The 19,942-nt window shown below is 34.3% G+C and carries 17 protein-coding genes and 1 rRNA gene; 8 read left to right on the forward strand and 10 right to left on the reverse strand.

Features of this window, described 5'->3' with window-relative positions; all coding sequences use genetic code 11:
• Together E0F98_RS15450 and E0F98_RS15455 are read right to left on the reverse strand one after the other, a co-directional pair.
• Positions 1-227: ribosomal RNA gene (locus E0F98_RS15450) — 16S ribosomal RNA — on the reverse strand; the annotation flags it as partial.
• Between the two features lie 1,019 nt (positions 228-1,246).
• On the reverse strand, positions 1,247-1,927 hold the full coding sequence (locus E0F98_RS15455) for a DUF4294 domain-containing protein (protein WP_165929340.1): 681 nt from the start codon (positions 1,925-1,927) through the stop codon (positions 1,247-1,249).
• Between the two features lie 81 nt (positions 1,928-2,008).
• On the opposite strand from E0F98_RS15455, the gene E0F98_RS15460 reads away from it, so the two are divergent.
• The 3 genes from E0F98_RS15460 (at position 2,009) to E0F98_RS15470 (ending at position 4,295) form a co-directional block, all read left to right on the forward strand.
• Positions 2,009-3,097 carry a M42 family metallopeptidase gene (locus tag E0F98_RS15460; RefSeq protein WP_132113081.1) on the forward strand — a complete coding sequence of 363 codons (1,089 nt, stop codon included), beginning with the start codon at positions 2,009-2,011 and terminating at the stop codon, positions 3,095-3,097.
• A gap of 179 nt (positions 3,098-3,276) precedes the next feature.
• Positions 3,277-3,738, forward strand: coding sequence for a DUF1801 domain-containing protein (locus E0F98_RS15465; RefSeq protein WP_132113083.1), 462 nt, complete (start codon positions 3,277-3,279; stop codon positions 3,736-3,738).
• 17 nt (positions 3,739-3,755) lie between these two features.
• Positions 3,756-4,295, forward strand: coding sequence for an SRPBCC family protein (locus E0F98_RS15470; protein WP_132113085.1), 540 nt, complete (start codon positions 3,756-3,758; stop codon positions 4,293-4,295).
• A 75-nt stretch (positions 4,296-4,370) separates the two neighbouring features.
• On the opposite strand, the gene E0F98_RS15475 is transcribed toward E0F98_RS15470, so the two are convergent.
• The 5 genes from E0F98_RS15475 to E0F98_RS15495 all read right to left on the reverse strand — a co-directional run bounded on the left by E0F98_RS15475 (position 4,371) and on the right by E0F98_RS15495 (position 10,783).
• Entirely contained in the window at positions 4,371-5,324 is a 954-nt protein-coding gene (locus E0F98_RS15475) for a phosphoribosylaminoimidazolesuccinocarboxamide synthase (RefSeq protein WP_132113087.1), read from the reverse strand.
• 93 nt (positions 5,325-5,417) lie between these two features.
• Positions 5,418-7,769 carry a S9 family peptidase gene (locus E0F98_RS15480; protein ID WP_132113089.1) on the reverse strand — a complete coding sequence of 784 codons (2,352 nt, stop codon included), beginning with the start codon at positions 7,767-7,769 and terminating at the stop codon, positions 5,418-5,420.
• Between the two features lie 74 nt (positions 7,770-7,843).
• Complete coding sequence (locus tag E0F98_RS15485) at positions 7,844-8,704, reverse strand: Cof-type HAD-IIB family hydrolase (RefSeq protein ID WP_317126212.1); 861 nt, start codon at positions 8,702-8,704, stop codon at positions 7,844-7,846.
• 148 nt (positions 8,705-8,852) lie between these two features.
• A complete protein-coding gene (locus E0F98_RS15490) occupies positions 8,853-9,668 on the reverse strand; it encodes an SDR family NAD(P)-dependent oxidoreductase (RefSeq protein WP_132113091.1) in 816 nt (271 codons plus the stop codon).
• 164 nt (positions 9,669-9,832) lie between these two features.
• Entirely contained in the window at positions 9,833-10,783 is a 951-nt protein-coding gene (locus E0F98_RS15495; protein WP_132113093.1) for a PhoH family protein, read from the reverse strand.
• A 195-nt stretch (positions 10,784-10,978) separates the two neighbouring features.
• Here E0F98_RS15495 and E0F98_RS15500 point away from each other — a divergent pair, with 195 nt between their 5' ends.
• From E0F98_RS15500 to dnaN, 5 genes are all read left to right on the forward strand, one after another.
• Positions 10,979-11,809: an SAM hydrolase/SAM-dependent halogenase family protein gene (locus tag E0F98_RS15500; RefSeq protein ID WP_132113095.1), complete on the forward strand. Its 831-nt coding sequence runs from the start codon at positions 10,979-10,981 to the stop codon at positions 11,807-11,809.
• 60 nt (positions 11,810-11,869) lie between these two features.
• The gene (locus E0F98_RS15505) at positions 11,870-12,166 is read left to right on the forward strand and encodes a putative quinol monooxygenase (protein WP_132113097.1); all 297 of its coding nucleotides are present in this window, start codon (positions 11,870-11,872) and stop codon (positions 12,164-12,166) included.
• 56 nt (positions 12,167-12,222) lie between these two features.
• A complete protein-coding gene (gldF, locus tag E0F98_RS15510) occupies positions 12,223-12,948 on the forward strand; it encodes a gliding motility-associated ABC transporter permease subunit GldF (RefSeq protein WP_132113099.1) in 726 nt (241 codons plus the stop codon).
• The gene (gene gldG, locus E0F98_RS15515) at positions 12,948-14,633 is read left to right on the forward strand and encodes a gliding motility-associated ABC transporter substrate-binding protein GldG (RefSeq protein WP_132113101.1); all 1,686 of its coding nucleotides are present in this window, start codon (positions 12,948-12,950) and stop codon (positions 14,631-14,633) included. The genes gldF and gldG overlap by 1 nt, the downstream gene beginning before the upstream one ends.
• Before the next feature lie 105 nt (positions 14,634-14,738).
• Entirely contained in the window at positions 14,739-15,857 is a 1,119-nt protein-coding gene (gene dnaN, locus E0F98_RS15520; RefSeq protein WP_132113103.1) for a DNA polymerase III subunit beta, read from the forward strand.
• Positions 15,858-16,161: 304 nt separating this feature from the next.
• Here dnaN and E0F98_RS15525 read toward each other — a convergent pair whose 3' ends face one another.
• The 3 genes from E0F98_RS15525 to E0F98_RS15535 all read right to left on the reverse strand — a co-directional run bounded on the left by E0F98_RS15525 (position 16,162) and on the right by E0F98_RS15535 (position 19,941).
• Complete coding sequence (locus tag E0F98_RS15525) at positions 16,162-17,934, reverse strand: MutS-related protein (RefSeq protein WP_132113105.1); 1,773 nt, start codon at positions 17,932-17,934, stop codon at positions 16,162-16,164.
• A gap of 127 nt (positions 17,935-18,061) precedes the next feature.
• On the reverse strand, positions 18,062-18,898 hold the full coding sequence (locus E0F98_RS15530) for a universal stress protein (protein WP_132113106.1): 837 nt from the start codon (positions 18,896-18,898) through the stop codon (positions 18,062-18,064).
• Between the two features lie 209 nt (positions 18,899-19,107).
• Complete coding sequence (locus E0F98_RS15535) at positions 19,108-19,941, reverse strand: universal stress protein (RefSeq protein WP_132113108.1); 834 nt, start codon at positions 19,939-19,941, stop codon at positions 19,108-19,110.
• Between the last annotated feature and the right edge of the window lies 1 nt (position 19,942).

Genomic DNA, 19,942 nt, shown 5'->3' on the forward strand with positions numbered 1-19,942 from the left:
CTCATCTTTCACCGATAAATCTTTAAATACATCTTGATGCCAAGTCATATTACTATAAGGTATTAATCCAAATTTCTCTGGGCTATCCCTTTGTGAAAGGTAGATTGCATACGCGTTACGCACCCGTGCGCCGGTCTCAAAGAAGCAAGCTYCTTCTACCCCTCGACTTGCATGTGTTAAGCCTGCCGCTAGCGTTCATCCTGAGCCAGGATCAAACTCTTCATCGTATATTATATGAGAATAAATTCTCTTTTTGTTTTTGACTGAAGGTCTAGTGGTTTTTTCAAATCTCTCGATTCYATTACTCTTTATTCTTTTGTTCTAACATCTCTGTTAAAACGGCTGTCAATTCAATATGTCTAGGAACGTGTTCTTCTTCTTTTTTAAACTGAATTTATTTCAGTTTCCAACTTCAATCAYCATGYAAACATGTTTCTCGAAGCGGGTGCAAAAGTAACAAAGTCTTTTGTTTCTCGCAAGAAAAATTTAAAGTTTTTTTTGAAGATTTAAATCCTCATTTCTTTATCTTTTCTCTGCAGTCTTTCAAGGAACATTGCGCGTTTTGCGGGCTGCAAATGTAATAAGCAATTTCGAATCTCACAAGCTTTATTTTGATTTATTTTAGAAATAATTCCAAACCTAAACCCCTTTATAACCTGTCAATATTCTTATGAACTTATTCGCTGTTGCGGGTGCAAAAGTAGCACCTTTATACCGTTAAACAATACTTTTGATAAACTATTTTCTGCGCTTTTCTTAACGCAGCGTTTAACTCGCTGGAAATACGTGTTTTGAAAAGGAAAGTTTTTCCTCCTCCGCCCGAACCGTCGGGAATCTCCCAAGGAAAGAGTGACTTTGTGCTCTTTGTTTGCCTTGTTTCGTTGAGAATACAGCATGTTTGCTAATACTTTATAATTAGCAGGACAAGCTTCCTACTCTTGACAACTACTTTAATTAGTGGTTTTACTTTCTATACAACTATATATACGTGTAGTTTTTTTGGAGACTTTACTAATACTCACTAAATCTCACCGCTGAAAACAACTCCCCTAGCCCCATAGCAGTGAAAATACAATCGAGCCCGTCTCGTCTTTTCGGACGAGAAGCGACGGAGAGGTAAATTGTAGCGTCCAGAAGTCTCGGGAGCGGATCCCGATAGCGATCGGGATAGCTCCTAAAAAAAAAGTGGCTACTCCTTATATATAGGTACAGCCTCTTTTTTTTTATAATGGAGAACTCCCAAATACTATTTAATTTTTGGTTGCTGTGCCTTCGCTTCCCAGAAATCATTTAGATTATCGATATCTACAGGGTGTGCAGGGGGTTGATTTTGTAATCTCCCCGATTCGAAGGCTCTTGACAATATGGTTTCTATTAAAAAGTCTTCATTAGACACGTAGGGAGCATATTCTGTTTTCAAATTAATGTCAAACATGCTGGCGGCGGTGTTAGACCAAAACGCTTTCCAACCACTTTTCAGAGTTTTTACAAGGTCATACGTAGAAGTACCTGTTTGACGATGGATTAACTTTACTAATATTCGGCCTTGACTGCGGGACAATTTTTTAAGCTTTGCTTCAAATTCGTCATTGAGATAACTTTCCACAATCTTAAAGTACTTCTTCTTTTCTCTATTGGTAGATAGCTTCTCCATTCCTTTATTCAACAACGTCAATCTTTCGGAAGCCAATTTGGCATAAGGATAGGTCCTATAGACTCTGCTTTGCAAAATCAAAAACTGCTTCTTAGCTTCAGGATCCAGCTTTTCCTTAGAAACAATAATTTCTTCCAATTGAATAGTGTCATTTAACGATTCATCTGTATCGCGCAAAACATAACCCATTTTAGTAGTGTCTTTCGAAATAACCTGAGCATTGGCTACTATCGTTACAAAAAGAAAGAAAATCGAAAATTTAATAAACTGCATAAAGAAAAAATTTAGGGTAAAATTATACATTATATATGCAAGTGTAATGCCAATTCTATAATTTAGCAAAAAATATATTTTATGAGCACTAAATCGATATTAAAGAAATCCTCTATTACATTTTTAGAGAAATATTTAAACAACGCTTCCCCTACAGGATTCGAAGCCGAAGGACAAAAAATTTGGATGGATTACCTAAAACCTTATGTTGATACCTTTATAACGGACACATACGGAACTGCGGTAGGAATTATTAATCCTGATGCTCCTTATAAAGTAGTGATTGAAGGACATGCTGACGAAATTTCATGGTATGTAAATTATATTACTGACGATGGTTTAATATATGTTATTCGCAATGGAGGTTCAGATCACCAGATTGCTCCTTCTAAACGCGTTAACATTCATACCAAAAAAGGAATTGTGAAAGGTGTTTTTGGATGGCCTGCAATACATACTAGAAAAGGTGAAAAAGAAGAAACTCCTAAAATCAGCAACTTATTTATCGATATAGGTTGTGAGACAAAAGAAGAGGTGGATAAAATGGGCGTTCATGTGGGATGTGTAATTACTTACCCGGATGAATTCATGATTCTTAACGAAAATAAATTTGTTTGTCGCGCCATTGATAACCGCATGGGTGGCTTTATGATTGCCGAAGTAGCGCGTTTATTACATGAAAATAAAGTAAAATTACCTTTCGGATTATACATTACTAATTCCGTTCAAGAAGAAGTAGGGCTTCGTGGAGCGGAGATGATCACTAAAACCATCAAACCAAATGTAGCAATTGTTACTGACGTGTGTCATGACTCGACTACCCCAATGATCGAGAAGAAAATTGAAGGAGAAACAAAAATAGGAAAAGGACCAGTCGTTACTTATGCACCTGCAGTTCAAAATAATCTGAGAGAACTAATTCTAGATACTGCCCAAGAAAAGAAAATTCCTTTCCAGCGTTTAGCTTCTTCAAGAGTTACTGGAACAGACACAGATGCATTTGCTTATAGCAATGGCGGCGTGGCTTCGGCTTTGATTTCGCTTCCTTTGCGCTACATGCATACCACTGTTGAAATGGTGCACCGCGATGATGTTGAAAATGTCATCAAATTAATATACGAAACGATATTAAAATTAGAGAACAACGAAACGTTTTCTTATTTTAAATAATAGTTTCAGGAGCTTTTCCCGTTCTCCGCTATATCTTTTGTCCCAAAAACCGGGACAAAAGGATGCCGCTACTACCGGGGCTAAAATAATACCTATATAATTTATTTGGTATAAAAGCCGTAATTCTATCACAGAATTACGGCTTTTTATGTTAAATTTACTTACCAAAAAACCTATAAATGCAATCGAAGGCCAATAATGTCGAAGAATATTTAAAAGAACTCCCCGAAGGTCGAAAAACACCAATAAACAAACTTCGAGAAATCATTCTTGCCAATATCCCTACAGACTTTAACGAGGAAATGAGTTATGGAATGATAGGATATGTGGTTCCGTTCACGATATATCCAGAAGGATATCATTGTAATAAAGAATTGCCATTGCCTTTTATCAGTATAGCTTCACAGAAAAACTTTATTGCGTTATATCATATGGGTATTTATGCTAGTCCTGCTTTATTGAAATGGTTTACTGACGAATATCCCAAACACACCAATCTAAAATTAGACATGGGAAAGAGTTGCATTCGATTCAAAAAAATAGATCAGATTCCTTTTGACTTGATTGTGGAGCTTGTTCGAAAAATGTCAGTTGCTGAATGGATTGCCGCTTACGAAGCTCAAATAAAAAAATCAAAATAATCTAAAAATTCAAAAATATGAAGATTATCAAACATATTCTATTTGCCATTCTTGGAATTATCGCACTAGCATTGATTGTAGCAGTATTTCTCCCTAAAGATTACACCGTGCAAAGAGAGATTGTGATTAACCAACCTAGTGACAGTGTATATAATTATCTTAAATTCTTGAAAAATCAAGATGAATTTAGTGTTTGGGCGAAAACAGATCCCAATATGAAAAAAACATTTACAGGTACTGATGGAACAGTAGGAGCTATATCAGCTTGGGAAAGTACAAATGAAAACGTAGGTGCAGGCGAACAAGAAATAAAAAAGCTAACTGAAGGAGAAAAAATCGATTTTGAATTGCGTTTTAAATTCCCATTTGAAGCAACTGATAAAGCTTATTTTTCAACTCAATCAATTTCGACAAATGAAACTAAAGTTCGCTGGGGATATGATGGACATATCCCTTATCCTATGAATTTAATGATGCCTTTTATGGGAATGGACGAAATGATTGGTAAAGACCTACAACAAGGACTTGACAATCTTAAAGTCATATTAGAAAAATAATTATATTAAAATAAAAAACAAAACCGCAATTCCTTTCAGGATTGCGGTTTTGTTTTTTACAAATAGCGTGTAGTTTTATCTTTTTTCTAGATAAGCCAACACATTTTTCTCTATTCTTTCATTGATATTTGAAATATCAGCCTTAACGAATTTTTCACCAAGGATTTTTTCATATAATTCAATATATCTTTCGGATACGGTTTCGATATATTCCTCAGTCATATCAGGGATTTGTTGTCCTTCTAAACCTTGAAAACCATTTTGGATTAACCAACGACGCACAAATTCTTTTGACAATTGTTTTTGCTCCTCTCCTTTGTCTTGTCTTTCTTGATATCCTTCTGAATAAAAATAACGAGAAGAATCAGGTGTATGGATTTCGTCAATAAGAACAATTACTCCATCTTTAGTTTTACCAAATTCATATTTAGTATCTACCAAAATCAATCCGCGGCTTGCTGCAATTTCAGTTCCTCTTTGAAATAAAGCTCTGGTATATTTTTCTAAAACCAAATAGTCTTCTTCAGAAACGATTTCTTTAGATAGAATGCTTTCTCTTGAAATATCAGCATCGTGCTCTCCATTATCCGCCTTTGTTGTTGGCGTAATAATTGCTTCTGGAAATTTATCATTTTCCTTTAATCCTTCTGGCATTGGGACACCACAAATTTCTCTTTTACCAAGAGCATATTCACGTGCCGCATGACCAGATAGATATCCACGAATCACCATTTCTACTTTGAAAGGGATACATAAATGACCTACAGCTACACTAGGATCCGGTGTTGCAATCAACCAGTTAGGAACAATATCTTGCGTTAATTCCATGAACTTAGTAGCAATTTGGTTCAGAATCTGACCTTTATAAGGAATTCCTTTTGGCAATACGACATCAAAAGCAGATAGCCTGTCTGTGGCTACCATTACTAAAAGATCGTCATTGATATTGTATACTTCCCTTACTTTACCTCGGTAAACCGATTTTTGATTTGGGAAATTAAAATTAGTAGTTGTAATTGTATTACTCATTATGAATAGGTGTTGCGTTGTTGTTTTGCAAAAATAGGTTGTTTCAAAGAGATACACAAAATTGTTGAAACATTATTAAGGTCATGGAACGTACTATTTTTCAAGAAGCGTTTCATTAAATAAATTCAATATTCTGCTGTACTCATCAACCCACGAATAGGTTTCTTTAAAACCGTGAGCTTCAACAGGAAATGAGGATAAGCTCCAGTTTTTCTTACCAAGTTCTATAAAACGCTGTGACAAACGCACTACATCTTTGTACTCCACATTATTATCTACCATTCCGTGTAGCATCAACAAGTTTCCTTGTAAATTATCAGCGAAATAAATTGGCGAGCTTTTTCTAAAAGCATTAGGATCTGTTTCTGGAAAATTAAGAATATTACCTGTGTAGCCATGATTGTAATGTGCCCAATCTGTAACTGAACGTAAAGCCGCTCCAGCCTTAAATTCATTTGGCGTAGTTAACATAGCCATTAGAGTAATAAATCCACCGTAAGATCCACCATAGATACCCACTTTCGTAGGGTTAATGCCTAAGTTTTCGACTAAGAACTTTTTACCGTCAATTTGATCTGTTAAATCTTTTCCTCCCATAAAACGGTAAATACCCGTTCTAAAATCACGTCCGTAACCATCACTTCCTCTGTAATCAATATCCAAAACGGTGTAGCCTAGATCTGTCAATAAATTATGAAACATAAATTCTCTATGATACGTACTCCAATAATTATGAGCGTTTTGCAAATAGCCTGCACCATGAACAAAAAGGATAGCCGCTTTATTTGATTTAGCCGAATCCGGTTTGTAAAGTCTTGCGTTTACATCAGTTCCATCCTGTGCTTTAATAGTGATTACTTCAGGAGTACGCCACGCATAAGAATCGAATTCTTTTGAGGTCGAATGCGTTATTTGTGCCAAGTTCGTCTCTTTTTTATTTGAAGCAATATAAAACTCCCAAGGTTTATTTTTGTAAGAATAACGAACAAGCAAAGTGCTTTCATCAGGAGAAAGAGTTACTTCATGAGCTCCATCTTTGGTTAGAATAGGTTGTAATTCTCCACCAGAAAAAGCCAATTTATAGAAACCACGATTTCCAGGATGGGTTGTATTTGTAGTTAAGTAAAAAGTCTTTTTATCTTTAGAAAGCGTTAGATCTCTTACTTCCCAATTGCCCTTTGTAAGTTGGTTTTTCTTATTTGTTCTTAAGTTATAACTGTAAAGATGTGAATATCCTGTCGCTTCTGACTGGAAATAAATGGTTTCGTTATCTCCCAAAAAATCTAAAGTTCCTGAGCCATAAGAATACGATGGAATTCCAGGTCCGCCAATCCAAGCTTCGTCATGCTGATAATCAATTTCTTTGAAAGTACCTTTTTCCAAATTTAATTGTACAATCCATCGGTCTTTATTGTCCAGGCTTCTTATCTCGGTAATTGCATAAACACCATTTTCACTAAACGTAGGTGCTTGGACAAAAACCAACTTGTCTTCCTTTTCTTTATTTTTTAAATTTTCATATTCGTTATAATAAACTGGTTTGTCCTGAATATGGCTTAATGAAGAGAAATTAACAAAATAAACTGAATCTTGAGCCACAGAATAAATTCCGAATTTTGATTTAGTTAAATTTGCAACTGAAACTTTCTTCTTTGTGTTTACCGATTGATTGTATCCGTCTTTTGTAATCACATTTTCCATTATTTCACTTTTAGTTTCAGCAGCAGTTACTACTCTAAAAGTGGCGTAATTCCCTTTTGGATCAATCTTTAAACCTTCAAACGATTCTTTACCGTAATAATAAGGCTTAGGAAAATCAGATTTATTTTTATCGGCCTTAGCCTTGTCCCAGTTTTTCTTAGCTTCTTGGTCACGAATAAACTGAAACAATTCTTTTTGCTGGCTTATTAAGAAACTGTCTTTCTCGTCTTCTTTATCCTTTTCTTTTCCTGATTTAAAATTTGTTATTTGGACAAGCGTTCCTTCTTTGGTGTCAAATTTTAGGACATTTTCATTTTGGGTAAAAAACAACACTCCAGCATCCTTTCCTAGTTGTAGGTTAGAAATTGAGCTGGATTGTTGCAGTAGTTTTTTAGTTTTTTTTGTTTGGATAGAATAGGAATACAAAGCCCCTTTATCAATATAATACACTGTATCCGAGTTCGGTTTACTCTTGAAATCTAATTTAGAAAATGCTGCTTCTGAATAAGAAACCAATTTAGCTTTTTCCATTCCTTTTTCCCAGAAATAAGTACTGGCTCCTAACTCATTATTGGGATTCCATTCAAAATATACTTTTTTACTATCTAAAGACCATCGACCAGAAAAAGGCTGCTCTCCAATGAAAGTATCTCCCTTCATGATGTCTTCTAACTGTAAACTTTGGCTTTGAACTGTAAAAGATAAAGTTATAAATGCGGTAATAATAAAAATAGCTCTGGTCATTTTTGTATAGTTTATTTCACACAAAAATACACTTTGAAACGTATTAAAAAAACAAATAGCTACTTTTAGGTTAGCTATACACTTAATATTGGCTCCTTCAAGAGTTTTTCAAATAAATAAGTAGCTACTCCATTATCATAATTAGTTGCAATTACTTCAAGATGTACTAACTTGCTTTTCAAACTATCTGGTGCATTGCCCATTAGCAATCCTTTTGCTGTAGCATTCAACATTTTTTCATCATTATAGCCATCTCCAAAAGAAATAGTCTCTTGAAAACTCAAATTTTCTATTTCTAAAATCTTGGCAATAGCCACACTTTTATCGACAGTCTTGTCCATAAACTCTAAACAATGTGGCAAACTGAAAGCATGACTAAAATCATCTGAATACCTTTCTACTATTTTATCTCTAAGTTCTATCAGTTTAGAATGACGTTCGTGTGTAAAAAACATTTTTATAGCAGTTAAATCTTCGACCGAATCAAAATTTACAAGCTCCGGAACATATTTTAATTCCGGCTGAAAACTGTTTAATGCTTCATTGTGTTTATTAGTCAACCAAGTATTTTCTTTAAATACTACAGTCGTGAACTCTTCATCTATTCCTAATGATAATACAGATTTTATGGCCTCACTACTAATGTTATGAGAAAAAAGAAGTTCGTTTTGTGGCGAGTGAATTCGCGCTCCATTTGAAGTTACTAAGTACGCTGGACAGCCTAAGCTCTCCACAATAGACATCGCATCGAGATGATGACGTCCTGTGGCAACAATTATAAGATATCCTTGACTGTGTAGCTCTTGAAAAACTGTTTTAGTATATTCTGAAATTTGGTGATGCTGATTTAGTAGTGTTCCGTCTAAGTCGCTTATTACTACTTTTATTTTCTCCTTTAACATTGTAATTTTCATATTCATTTGTAATAATTTCAAACTTATTGAATTTTGAAGATATTTCCAATAACAACTCAAAAGTTTACAAAATCTTTAATAGAAAACGAGAGTTTAAGAAACCATCTCATAAATTTGGCTGGGTTTTTAGCTGCAAATAATTTGGCTAAAAAACACTCCCATTTCCTTTTTATTTAAAAACGGATTGCCTTATTATCCTGCCAAATAAACGGTAACCCATTCCATATCTTAGAAAACTAAGTCCATTAGCATCAAAACCAATCGTATGACGTTTAAAATTTTTAGGCGGATTATCTGCAATTTTCAATACTTCCCGAACAATTTGCGGTTTTAAATCCACGTTTTTCTTGGTTTTCTTTTCTAAAATCTGACTTATCTTCTCCATCAAATTATTATAAGAAGCCAAAGACGATCGGTTTGATTTAACTACATTTTTTTGAAAATTAGTCTGAGTATTTCCAAATTGAACCGTAGAAACACTTATGTTAAAATCAATTAATTCATAAGCCATACATTCTGAAAAACTTTCAACTGCATGTTTCGTCGAATGGTAAAAGCTTCCTAAAGGCAAATTTACTAAACCGGCAATCGAGGAAATATTTATAAAATGTCCTTTTTTTTGTGCTCTAAATTCAGGAATAAATGCTCGGCAAACTTTTACAACTCCAAGCCAATTCACTTCGACAATTGTATTGATTTCCGAATCTTCTGATAGTTCCACAAAACTTCTATAGCCTACTCCTGCATTATTTATAACAACATCTATTGTTTTAAAATCTTCAATTATTTTTTTCTTAGCCGTTACAATGCTTTCAGTCGAGGTGACATCTAGCAAATAACAACTAATATTTTTCATTCCTTGTAATTCTTTTCCATGATCTAAATCAATCATTGTGGCAATAACATTCCAGCCATTGTGAGCAAAATGACAAGCGATTTCTTTACCAATACCTCCAGAAGCTCCCGTTATAAGTACATTATTCAATATTTATTTTTTTTTTAATCTATTACTATTATCCTGCAAATTAAATGCAACGATTATATACCCTTCCTGTAAAAAGGACTGATTATTATTTTAAAAAGTACGACCCCATGCGGAGTCGTACATAATATTCTTTTGACTATCTGTCAAAAATACAATTTCTATTTTTAGGCTGGATTCTCAGTATATTTATAAGCATCTAAGACTTTTTTCACTAATCTGTGTCTTACAATATCTTTATCGTCTAGATAAATAATTCCAATTCCTTCAATATCTTTTAAAACTAATAGCGCTTCTTTCAGCCCTGAAATAGTCCTTCTTGGTAAATCAACTTGGCCGGGATCTCCAGTTACCATGAACTTGGCACTTTTCCCCATTCGAGTCAAGAACATTTTCATCTGGGAATGAGTTGTATTTTGAGCCTCGTCCAATATTACAAACGCATGATCCAGCGTTCGCCCACGCATAAAGGCAAGCGGAGCAATTTGTATAATCCCTTTTAGAATATAATCTTCCAGTTTTTCATTGGGTATCATATCCCGTAAGGCGTCATACAGCGGCTGCATGTATGGATCCAATTTTTCTTTCATGTCTCCAGGAAGAAATCCTAGATTTTCCCCAGCTTCTACGGCTGGTCGAGTAAGGATAATGCGTTTTACCTGTTTTTCTTTCAAAGCTTTTACAGCCATTGCAACACCAGTATAGGTTTTCCCAGTTCCTGCAGGTCCTACCGCAAAAACCATGTCGTTTTTATTTATGGCATCCACCAGCAATTGTTGATTAGGTGTCATCGCCTTAATGATTTTACCCGCCACTCCGTGTACCAGAATTTTATCATTCACCGCGTTTCTTCTATCATCCTGACCCTCGCCTAGAATAACACGTTCAATAACATTGTTATCGATATTATTATATCTAGAAAAATGTAGCATTAAACGTTGAAAACGTTTTTCGAACTCGTCTAAGATTTCTTTTTCTCCAAATGCCTTTAGAGTAGTTCCACGGGCAACAATTTTCAGTTTTGGATAATATTTTTTAATAGTTTCAAGATGAGTGTCTTGAGCACCCCAAAATTCTTTTGGAGCGATGTCTATGAGCTCGATTATTCTTTCGTTCAAAAGTTGTAGTTTTATATTAAAATTAATCAATTAAAAAATCTAATTCATTTTGGTCTTAAACCTTAATATTATTTGTCTTATTATTTAGAATTTGTTTTTCGTTTTTTGCTTTTTTGAATTTACTATTATTAGATTTGCATTTCTCAAATTTAATGAAAATTAGTTTTAGAATACACCAATATTTATAAAAAATATATGTCAATAATTACCCTAACTACCGATTACGGCTTGAAAGATCACTTTGTTGGTGCGTTAAAAGGGAAAATATTTTCTGAGTATCCTGAAGCTTCCATTGTAGACATTTCACATCATATTGACCCATTTAACACAGTAGAAGCAAGTTACATTATTAGTGCTGCTTATTCCAGCTTTCCTAAAGGGACTGTTCACCTAATAGGAGTCGATATGGAACTCAATAAAGAGAACCAACATGTTGTAATGCAATGGAACGATTCTTACTTTATTGCTGCCGATAACGGAATTCTAAGCATGCTTTCGCAAAAAATTGTTCCTCAAAAAATGGTCGCTATAAATATTCACGATCGTTTGTCTAGCGAAGCAACTGGAATGGATGTTTTTGTTACGGTCGCTTGTCATATTGCAAAGGGTGGTTTGCTAAACGTTATTGGTAAAGAAATCAGTAGCATTAAACAAATAACCGAATTAAAAGCAGCGATTTCTGAGGACGGTAATACACTAAAAGGTAATGTTATTTATATCGATCATTTTGGAAATGTGGTTACCAATATTAGTAAAAGACAATTTATGGAGGTTGCTCGAGGAAGGCCTTATGAGATTGTCATGAAAACAAAAAACATCAAAACCATTTTGCCAAATTACTCTGCAATTGCGAGTTCTGATAAATATCCAATAAAAAATTATGAAGGAGAGAAACTAGCGATTTTTAATGAAGCTGGCTTTCTCGAAATTGCCATTTTTAGAAGTAACCCTTCCAAAGTAGGCTCTGCAAATAGCTTATTGGGTTTAAACTATAGAGATACGGTGTCTATTCAATTCAAGGATTAGAAGAATACCACATCCATAAAGTCTCAAATCATCAATCGTTAATCCTAAATCCTAGATCACATGTTGGTACGAATAGTAAAATTAAGTTTTCACGAGGAAAACATTCCTGCATTCCTAGAAAATTTCGAATCAATTAAAGAACGAATCAGAAATGCTCCTGGAAACCGTTTATTAGAGTTATATCAGGACAAAGACAACAAAAGTATCTTTTTCACGTATAGCTATTGGGATACCGAAGACGACTTAGAAAACTACAGAAATTCAGAGTTTTTCAATGAAGTTTGGACGTTTACCAAAAAATTATTCAATGACAAGCCAGAAGCCTGGAGCGTGGATAAGTTAGCTACTTTAATTTAAGCTTTTTAGTCTCAATTTAGACACTATTAAATCTTAAACTTTTAAACAAAAAATTAATGAAAGCCATATTATTACGAGAGATTAAATCCTTTTTTGGTTCGCCCATCGGTTACTTGGTTATTGCTTTATTTCTAATTCTCAACGGGTTATTTCTTTGGGTTTTCGAAGGGGACTATAATATTCTCAATACCGGTTTTGCCGATATGAGCCCGTTTTTTACATTAGCGCCTTGGATTCTAATTTTCTTAATTCCGGCTGTAACGATGCGCAGTTTCTCGGATGAAAAAAAGCAAGGAACATTGGAGCTATTATTGACAAAACCATTGAGTATTTGGCAAATCGTAAACGGAAAATTTTTGGGTTCGATGCTGTTAATTGTTATGGCTATTATTCCAACATTTATTTATGTCGAAGTAATTTCTAGTTTAGGAATGCCAGAAGGAAACCTCGATATGGGAAGCACTATTGGTTCTTACATTGGGCTACTATTCTTAATTAGCGCCTATTCTTCCATCGGAATTTTTACTTCTACTCTATCCGATAATCAAATTGTAGCTTTTATTGTTGCAGTGTTTTTATGTTTCTTTTTCTATTTTGGTTTCGAAGGCCTCGCTTCATTAACACCGTCTTTTTCGACATTTATCTCTGCTTTTGGGATGCAAGATCACTTTAAAAGTATGGGACGTGGCGTTATAGACACAAGAGATCTACTCTATTTTACAAGTATAACGGTGCTGTTTCTTTCGTTTACTGTTTATAAACTTAAATCTTTTAAATTGTAATGGTACCAATTAAAAAAAGCAACCTGAAATCGGTTTTGATAACAATCGCACTATTACTGGTTATAAACGGTATTGGAAACTATTTCTTTCATCGTTTTGATTTAACAAAAGACAAAAGATACACCCTTTCTACTACTTCTTTGAATATCGTCGAACAAGTAAAAGAACCATTGTACATCAAAATATACCTGCAAGGAGATTTGCCTGCTGAGTTTAAAAGACTGCAGCAAGAAACGCAGCAGCTATTAGAAGAATTTCAAGCCTATAACACCAATATAGTTTTCGAATTCATAAATCCATTGGAAAACGAAGATTCCAGTATGGACAACATCAAGGAATTGTATCGAAAGGGATTGACACCTATAAATATAACTGTTGATGACAAAGGAAAACAATCGCAAGCAATGGTATTCCCATGGGCTATAGCAGTTTACCAAAACAAAGAAATCAATATTCCATTGTTGAAAAACAGGATGGGAGCTTCGACTACCGAAATGGTAATTGGCTCGGTGCAACATCTTGAATATTCTATTTCGGAAGCATTCCAAAAAGTTACAACGGCTAAGCAAAAAACGGTTGCTGTTATCAAAGGAAACGGCGAACTTCAAGATATTGTAATGGCTAAATTCTTGTTGCAAATAAGAGAAAGTTACCACATAGGCCCTTTTACCTTAGATTCGGTTGCCAAAGATCCTACGGGCAGCTTAAATGCTTTACAGAAATATGATTTGGCTATTATCGCCAAGCCTACTGAAACATTTTCTGATTCCGAAAAACAAGTTTTAGACCAATTCATCATCAATGGAGGAAAAACATTGTGGCTTATCGATCAAGTAAATGCTGAAATGGACAGTCTTTACAATCCTTCAGGATCGACTTTGGCCTTTCCTAGAGATTTGAATTTAAACGATATGTTCTTTAAATACGGCTTCCGTATCAACCCAGATATTGTCAAAGACGAACAAGGAAGTCCTATAAAATTAGCGACAGGAGAACAAGGAAGTGCAACCCAGTTTCAGGAATTCAACTGGAAATTTGCTCCCTTGGTTTATCCAGAAAGCACGCATCCTATTGTGAAAAACTTAGGCGGAATTAAGTTTGATTTTGCGAATCCTATCGACACTTTGAAAAACGGAATTAAGAAAACTGTACTTCTAAAATCATCACCTTATTCTAAAAAAATAGGCGCTCCGGTAGAAATAAATTTAGACATTGTTGCCGAGGAAACCAGCCCCAATCATTATATAAAAACAGGAAATATTCCGCTTGCAGTATTGCTGGAAGGATCCTTCCATTCCATGTTTGAAAACAGAGTGTTGCCTTTTGAACAAGCCACATTTCAAGGAACTGGAAAGAAGAATAAAATGATTGTAATTTCTGATGGAGATGTGATAAAAAACCAACTGGATAAAAACTTCCAACCGGTAGAACTGGGTTACGATCAACGTTCTGGAAATCTATACGACAACAAGGATTTCCTGCTGAATTGTGTCAATTATCTGTTAGACGATACTGGACTTATTAACATTCGAAGCAAGGATTTAGATTTACCCTTATTAGACAAGGAAAAAGTATTTGAAAACTACAGCCAGACTCAAGTCATAACTATCGGGCTTCCACTGCTAATCTTAGTGTTATTTGGCGGATTATTTACCTATCTTAGAAAAAGAAAATACGGTCAATAGATGTTAATAAAAAAGTTTCAATACTAGAATAGTTTACGATATATTTGTAAAATGTATTCTATTTTGAAATCAAAAATAGATACCAAAAAAAATAAAATAAAACAGATGAAATTTATAGTATCGAGTTCGTACTTATTAAAACAATTACAAGTTTTAGGTAGTGTTATTAACAGTAGCAATACTTTGCCAATTTTGGACAACTTCCTATTTGAATTAGACAATAACGAATTAACGGTTTCGGCAAGTGATTTAGAGACTACCATGTCGGCTAACTTAGCTATTGATTCCACGAGTAAAGGTAGTGTTGCTGTACCGGCAAAATTACTATTAGAAATCCTTAAAACTTTTCCAGAGCAACCTTTAACTTTTACTGTTGAAGAAAACAGCACGATAGAAATCAGTTCAAACTCTGGTAAATATGCGTTGGCGTATGCTCCTGGTGCTGAATTCCCAAAATCTGTTAATCTAGAAGAACCTTCGGTAACTTTAGTTCCTGCGGATGTATTGGCAACAGCTATAAGTAAAACGATCTTTGCAGCTGGTAACGATGATTTACGTCCAGTTATGTCTGGTGTATTTTTTCAGTTCTCTCCAGAAGGATTAACCTTTGTGGCAACTGATGCTCACAAATTAGTAAAATATGCACGAACAGATGTAAAAGCGTCTCAAGTAGCTGATTTTATTATGCCAAAGAAACCTTTGACCATTCTAAAAAATATTCTTTCGACTTCAGATGCTGAAGTAAAAATTGAATACAATGATTCGAATGCTACTTTTTCATTCGATAATTACATTTTAATGTGTCGTTTAATAGATGGAAAATATCCAAACTATGAAGCGGTTATACCAAAAGAGAATCCAAATAAATTAATGATTGACCGCTCTCAGTTTTTGAGTTCAGTACGTCGTGTTGCTATTTTCTCTAATAAAACTACGCACCAAATTCGTTTGAAAATCGCAGGTGCTGAATTGAATGTTTCGGCTGAAGATATTGATTACTCTAACAAAGCAGAGGAAAGATTGACTTGTGATTATCAAGGAGACGATATGCAGATAGGCTACAACTCGCGTTTTCTTAATGAAATGTTAACTAATTTACAATCAGATATGATCATGTTAGAAATGTCTTTGCCTAATAGAGCGGGAATCCTTACTCCTGTTGATGGGCTAGAAGATGGAGAGACCGTAACCATGCTGGTAATGCCAGTTATGCTGAATAGTTAATAAACTGTTAATGTTTTTATTGTCATTTTTTTTGATAATCAACATATTATACTTATCATTGTATTTCAAAATACGCTATTAACCAAACCATTTTTTTATATTGAAAAAAACCGCTATTTCCTTTATAGGATATGCGGTTTTTTTTTTTGTTCTTCCCCCCACAGGAGAGAGAGACGAAATTGAATATTTTGAGTTTTTTTAACTTCATGTTTTATACTTGTCAATTCTAACCTCTTATTTTTAATTTTTTACTTACTATTTTTAAAACCTCTCACTTCTCGCCTCTCACTTCTAATCTCCACCCTTAAATCACTCCCATTTTTTTCATCAGGAACGTCGCACTTTTATTTTTACATATTCCATCGCGGAGTTTGTAATCAAAATGCAAATCATCATTTACAATTTCGACTTCAAAACATTTGTTAGTAAGAGTATCCGGATATTCATTTGTAGTTAGACAAACTTCTATATCGTGAGTTGCAATCGCTCCAATTGCTTTATTTGCGATTACTTTTTTAACGACTTCTATGGTACCATTTCTTTTGTCGTCAGAGTTTGTTCCTCTTAGGATTTCATCCAATAATACAAAAGCAGCATTTCCTTCTAATTCATTCATAATCTGTTTTAAGCGCTTTATTTCGGCGAAAAAATAAGACTCGCTGTCAGATAAGGAATCCGACAAACGCATGGATACTAAAACCGGTAAAGGATGTACATGAGCTTCCTTCGCACATACCACCGAACCCGCACCGGATAACACCATGTTAATCCCCAGACTTCGGAGAAAAGTACTCTTCCCTGACATATTCGATCCCGTTAAAATCATAAAAGATTGCGGATGAAAATGGACATCGTTCCCTACTCTAGTATTGCGATTCAATAAGGGATGACTCAAATCTGAGAAGTTGATTTCGAACTCCGTATTTAAAGCGGGAAAAACAAAGTCTGTATTGTTGTAGGCAAAATTAGCCAAGCTATTTAGCATCTCGAATTCACCAATAACATCAAGCCAATCTTCCAATACTTCTGCATGCTCTTTTTTCCAATGAATTAGTGATTTTAAAACATGTAGATTAAATAGAAAGGTACCATTAAACAAAGAGGCCGTTAATAGATTCCCAATCGTATCCATATTAGAAAATAATCCCGATAAGGTTTTAAGGTGAATGCTGGCATTTTCTGTTTTAAATTTCAGCTTTTGTTGTAAATCAATCAGCTTTTGAGACTGGAAAGTTTCGTCTTCAATTTTTTTAAGTAATAAACTATATTGACTGATTACCTTATCGAGATCTTCTGCATTGGCAATTTCGATTTGGATGCGTTTATAAAAAGCCCCCATAATAAATAAATTCAATAAAAACACATAAGAGAGATAAGACAATAAAAAAGTCTCAGCCGTAACAATATAGGAAATTAATACGCTTAAAAACAATAGTGGCGCAGCATAAGAAAGTATAACTGCTGCTGTAGACAATGGAGTACTTGGAAATTTGTTCCACTTCATTAATCCTTCAAAACTGGCTTTAGAATCTTGACTTATTTTGGCCAAAGCCAAAAAATTCTGGCGCCAATCTAATTTTTGCGAAAGCTCATTAACAGCCGATTGATTTCTAATGATTTCCTCATTTGGAGATAAAGTCAGCAATTGCTCAGCTAATCTTTTCTTTCCAATAAAAGTGGCAGTTCTATTTAAATTTTGAAAAAGGGAATGTTCTCCAAATATATCTAGGTCGTAGGCATAAGGATGATGAAAATCATTGAATTCTTGTCCGTTATCAAATGGAATCGATTTCTTCTCTAAATAAGAGATTTCATTGTCGTTGATTTCCTTCAACGCAGTACTAAGCTTTTTTTCGAAAAGTAATTTGGAGTGAATTTTCATAAAAATTATAAAACCCGCAAAAAATAAAACAGCTGAAACTATAAAGATAATTTCGCTGTTTTTTATGTAATAATAAAGAGAACCTAAAAAAAGAATAATACACAACAGTCTAAGTACGCTGATGGTATTGTATTTTTTATTGATTTTGCTTAACTCCTCCGAATAGCTATTACTCTTTGTACTGTACTGATCCATATTTCGATTAAATTGAAATACAAATATAGGTGTACGCGAATAAATAAGCTATTAGAATAGGAGGCAATATGGCAACACTTTCGAATAAAATAAAAACTGCCGCCCTATTTTCAAAAATGAAACAAGCCTATTCTTCAATAGGGATTGCGAAAATCGGAACGTCAAAATTATTAGCAAATTTCTTAGTTAAGCTAGGATGGAATAAACCTTCAAAAAATGTTCTTTTGTACGTCAGCATAGTCAACATGTCTATTTCTTTTAGCAAGATAAAATCTAAAATAGTCTCTTTTACTTCATCGCTTTCGATTACAAAAAACTCTATAGGTTCTTCTGCAAAATCCTCTTCCCAATTCTTAATTGTTGCTTTTTCAACATCTGTTTTGCTAGTTTTCACATAAAGACATTTTACAGCTGCACCAGCCATTTTAGCTAATTTTACCACTTTTTTAAGTGCTTTTTTATCTTTCGGTCTAAAGCGTGTCGTGAAACCAATCGTTTCTATTTTTTTGTATTTTGCATTGACAGGAATACTAAGAATTGGCACATTAATTTCGGCTAAAACGTTACCTGTATTGGTTCCTGAAAAAAACTCTGACCAGCCAGAAGCGCCTTCAGTACCCATAACCACGTAATCTATTTTATCCTCTTTAATTGATTTGTTGATATTATAAAGTAGACTTCCATCCATGAGACGATGGGTCATCTTAATATTACCGAGGCGTCGCTCTTGCGCTATGGAACGTAGTTTCGGAATTTCATCTTTAAACATTTCGAATTTCGATAACTCTACTGATTCATAAATTATCATATAGTTTTCGGGAAAAAACTGATTGTCGAATACAGGCAATTCAAATGCATGCAATAAAACCAGCTCGCCTTGAACTAAATTTGCAAATTCTAAAGCATGGACAAAGCCATTGGTAGCAGCTTCAGAAAAATCGGTTGGGAATAAAATACGTTTCATTTTGAATTTGTTTAAGGAGGTGAAATAGTTAAAATTACACCTAAAGTTACAATTATAACATGATAATAATCAGTTATTTAAATTTATTTTAACAATAAAAAGCTTTCCTATATGTAAGAGTAAATCTGTGTTAAAATTTATAAGTATCTGATTTTCAAATTCTAAAAACGTAAGTTGTTTATTACTCTAACATAACTAGATCTATTTCTTTAGTCAATAGGAATGGCCAAAATAGGGATGTGAAATTCAGGGTGCGCCATTTTTGTATAGCTAGGTTGAAATAGACCTTTAAAAAAACCTCTTTTATACGTTAGCATTGTCAAAACATCCACATTTTCAAAAGCTATAAAATCCATGACAGCTTCATTAATCACATCACTTTCTACAATAAAAAATTCAATTGGCTGTGTCTCAAACTCCGTCTCCCACTCGGCAATTGTTTCTTTTGAGACATCAGAATTACTGGTTTTTACATAGAGGCATTTCAGCTTTGCATTTAGATGCTTGGCTAAATTAACAACCGTCTGAATCGCCTGTTTATCCTTCGCTCTGTATCGAGTGGTAAAGCCAATCGTTTTGATCGTTTTGTATTTTGAGTCTAATGGCACGCATAAAACTGGCACTGTTATCCCAATAATCACGTCACCTGAATTTGATCCTACAAAAACGGCATCCCACTCTGTAATACCAGATGTTCCCATGACTACAAAGTCAATTTTATCCTCCTCAACACTCTTTTTGATATTATCGACCAACTCGCCTTCCATTAACCGATGTGTCATTTTTATGTTGTCTAAATTACAAGCTGTGGCAATGGCATGTAATTTAGGCACTTCCTCTTTAAACATATCAAACTGTGTTAATTCCACTGTGTCATAAACTGTTTTAAAATTCTCGGCAAAGAATTGATCGTCAATAGGCCGTGCGGGGTAAGAATGTAAAATTATAAGTTCCCCATGAAGTATTTTAGCAAATGCTAATGCGTGTACAAAAGCATTTGTGGCTATGGCAGAAAAATCGGTTGGAAATAGAATACGTTTCATA

Origin of the sequence: Flavobacterium hiemivividum, from assembly GCF_004349145.1 — a bacterium.
GTDB classification, from domain to species: Bacteria; Bacteroidota; Bacteroidia; order Flavobacteriales; family Flavobacteriaceae; genus Flavobacterium; species Flavobacterium hiemivividum.

Coding starts and splice junctions, on each gene's coding strand:
- E0F98_RS15455 (WP_165929340.1), bottom strand. CDS start 1,927: ATGCAGTTTATTAAATTTTCGATTTTCTTTCTTTTTGTAACGATAGTA.
- E0F98_RS15460 (WP_132113081.1), top strand. CDS start 2,009: ATGAGCACTAAATCGATATTAAAGAAATCCTCTATTACATTTTTAGAG.
- E0F98_RS15465 (WP_132113083.1), top strand. CDS start 3,277: ATGCAATCGAAGGCCAATAATGTCGAAGAATATTTAAAAGAACTCCCC.
- E0F98_RS15470 (WP_132113085.1), top strand. CDS start 3,756: ATGAAGATTATCAAACATATTCTATTTGCCATTCTTGGAATTATCGCA.
- E0F98_RS15475 (WP_132113087.1), bottom strand. CDS start 5,324: ATGAGTAATACAATTACAACTACTAATTTTAATTTCCCAAATCAAAAA.
- E0F98_RS15480 (WP_132113089.1), bottom strand. CDS start 7,769: ATGACCAGAGCTATTTTTATTATTACCGCATTTATAACTTTATCTTTT.
- E0F98_RS15500 (WP_132113095.1), top strand. CDS start 10,979: ATGTCAATAATTACCCTAACTACCGATTACGGCTTGAAAGATCACTTT.
- E0F98_RS15505 (WP_132113097.1), top strand. CDS start 11,870: ATGTTGGTACGAATAGTAAAATTAAGTTTTCACGAGGAAAACATTCCT.
- gldF (WP_132113099.1), top strand. CDS start 12,223: ATGAAAGCCATATTATTACGAGAGATTAAATCCTTTTTTGGTTCGCCC.
- gldG (WP_132113101.1), top strand. CDS start 12,948: ATGGTACCAATTAAAAAAAGCAACCTGAAATCGGTTTTGATAACAATC.
- dnaN (WP_132113103.1), top strand. CDS start 14,739: ATGAAATTTATAGTATCGAGTTCGTACTTATTAAAACAATTACAAGTT.
- E0F98_RS15525 (WP_132113105.1), bottom strand. CDS start 17,934: ATGGATCAGTACAGTACAAAGAGTAATAGCTATTCGGAGGAGTTAAGC.
- E0F98_RS15530 (WP_132113106.1), bottom strand. CDS start 18,898: ATGAAACGTATTTTATTCCCAACCGATTTTTCTGAAGCTGCTACCAAT.
- E0F98_RS15535 (WP_132113108.1), bottom strand. CDS start 19,941: ATGAAACGTATTCTATTTCCAACCGATTTTTCTGCCATAGCCACAAAT.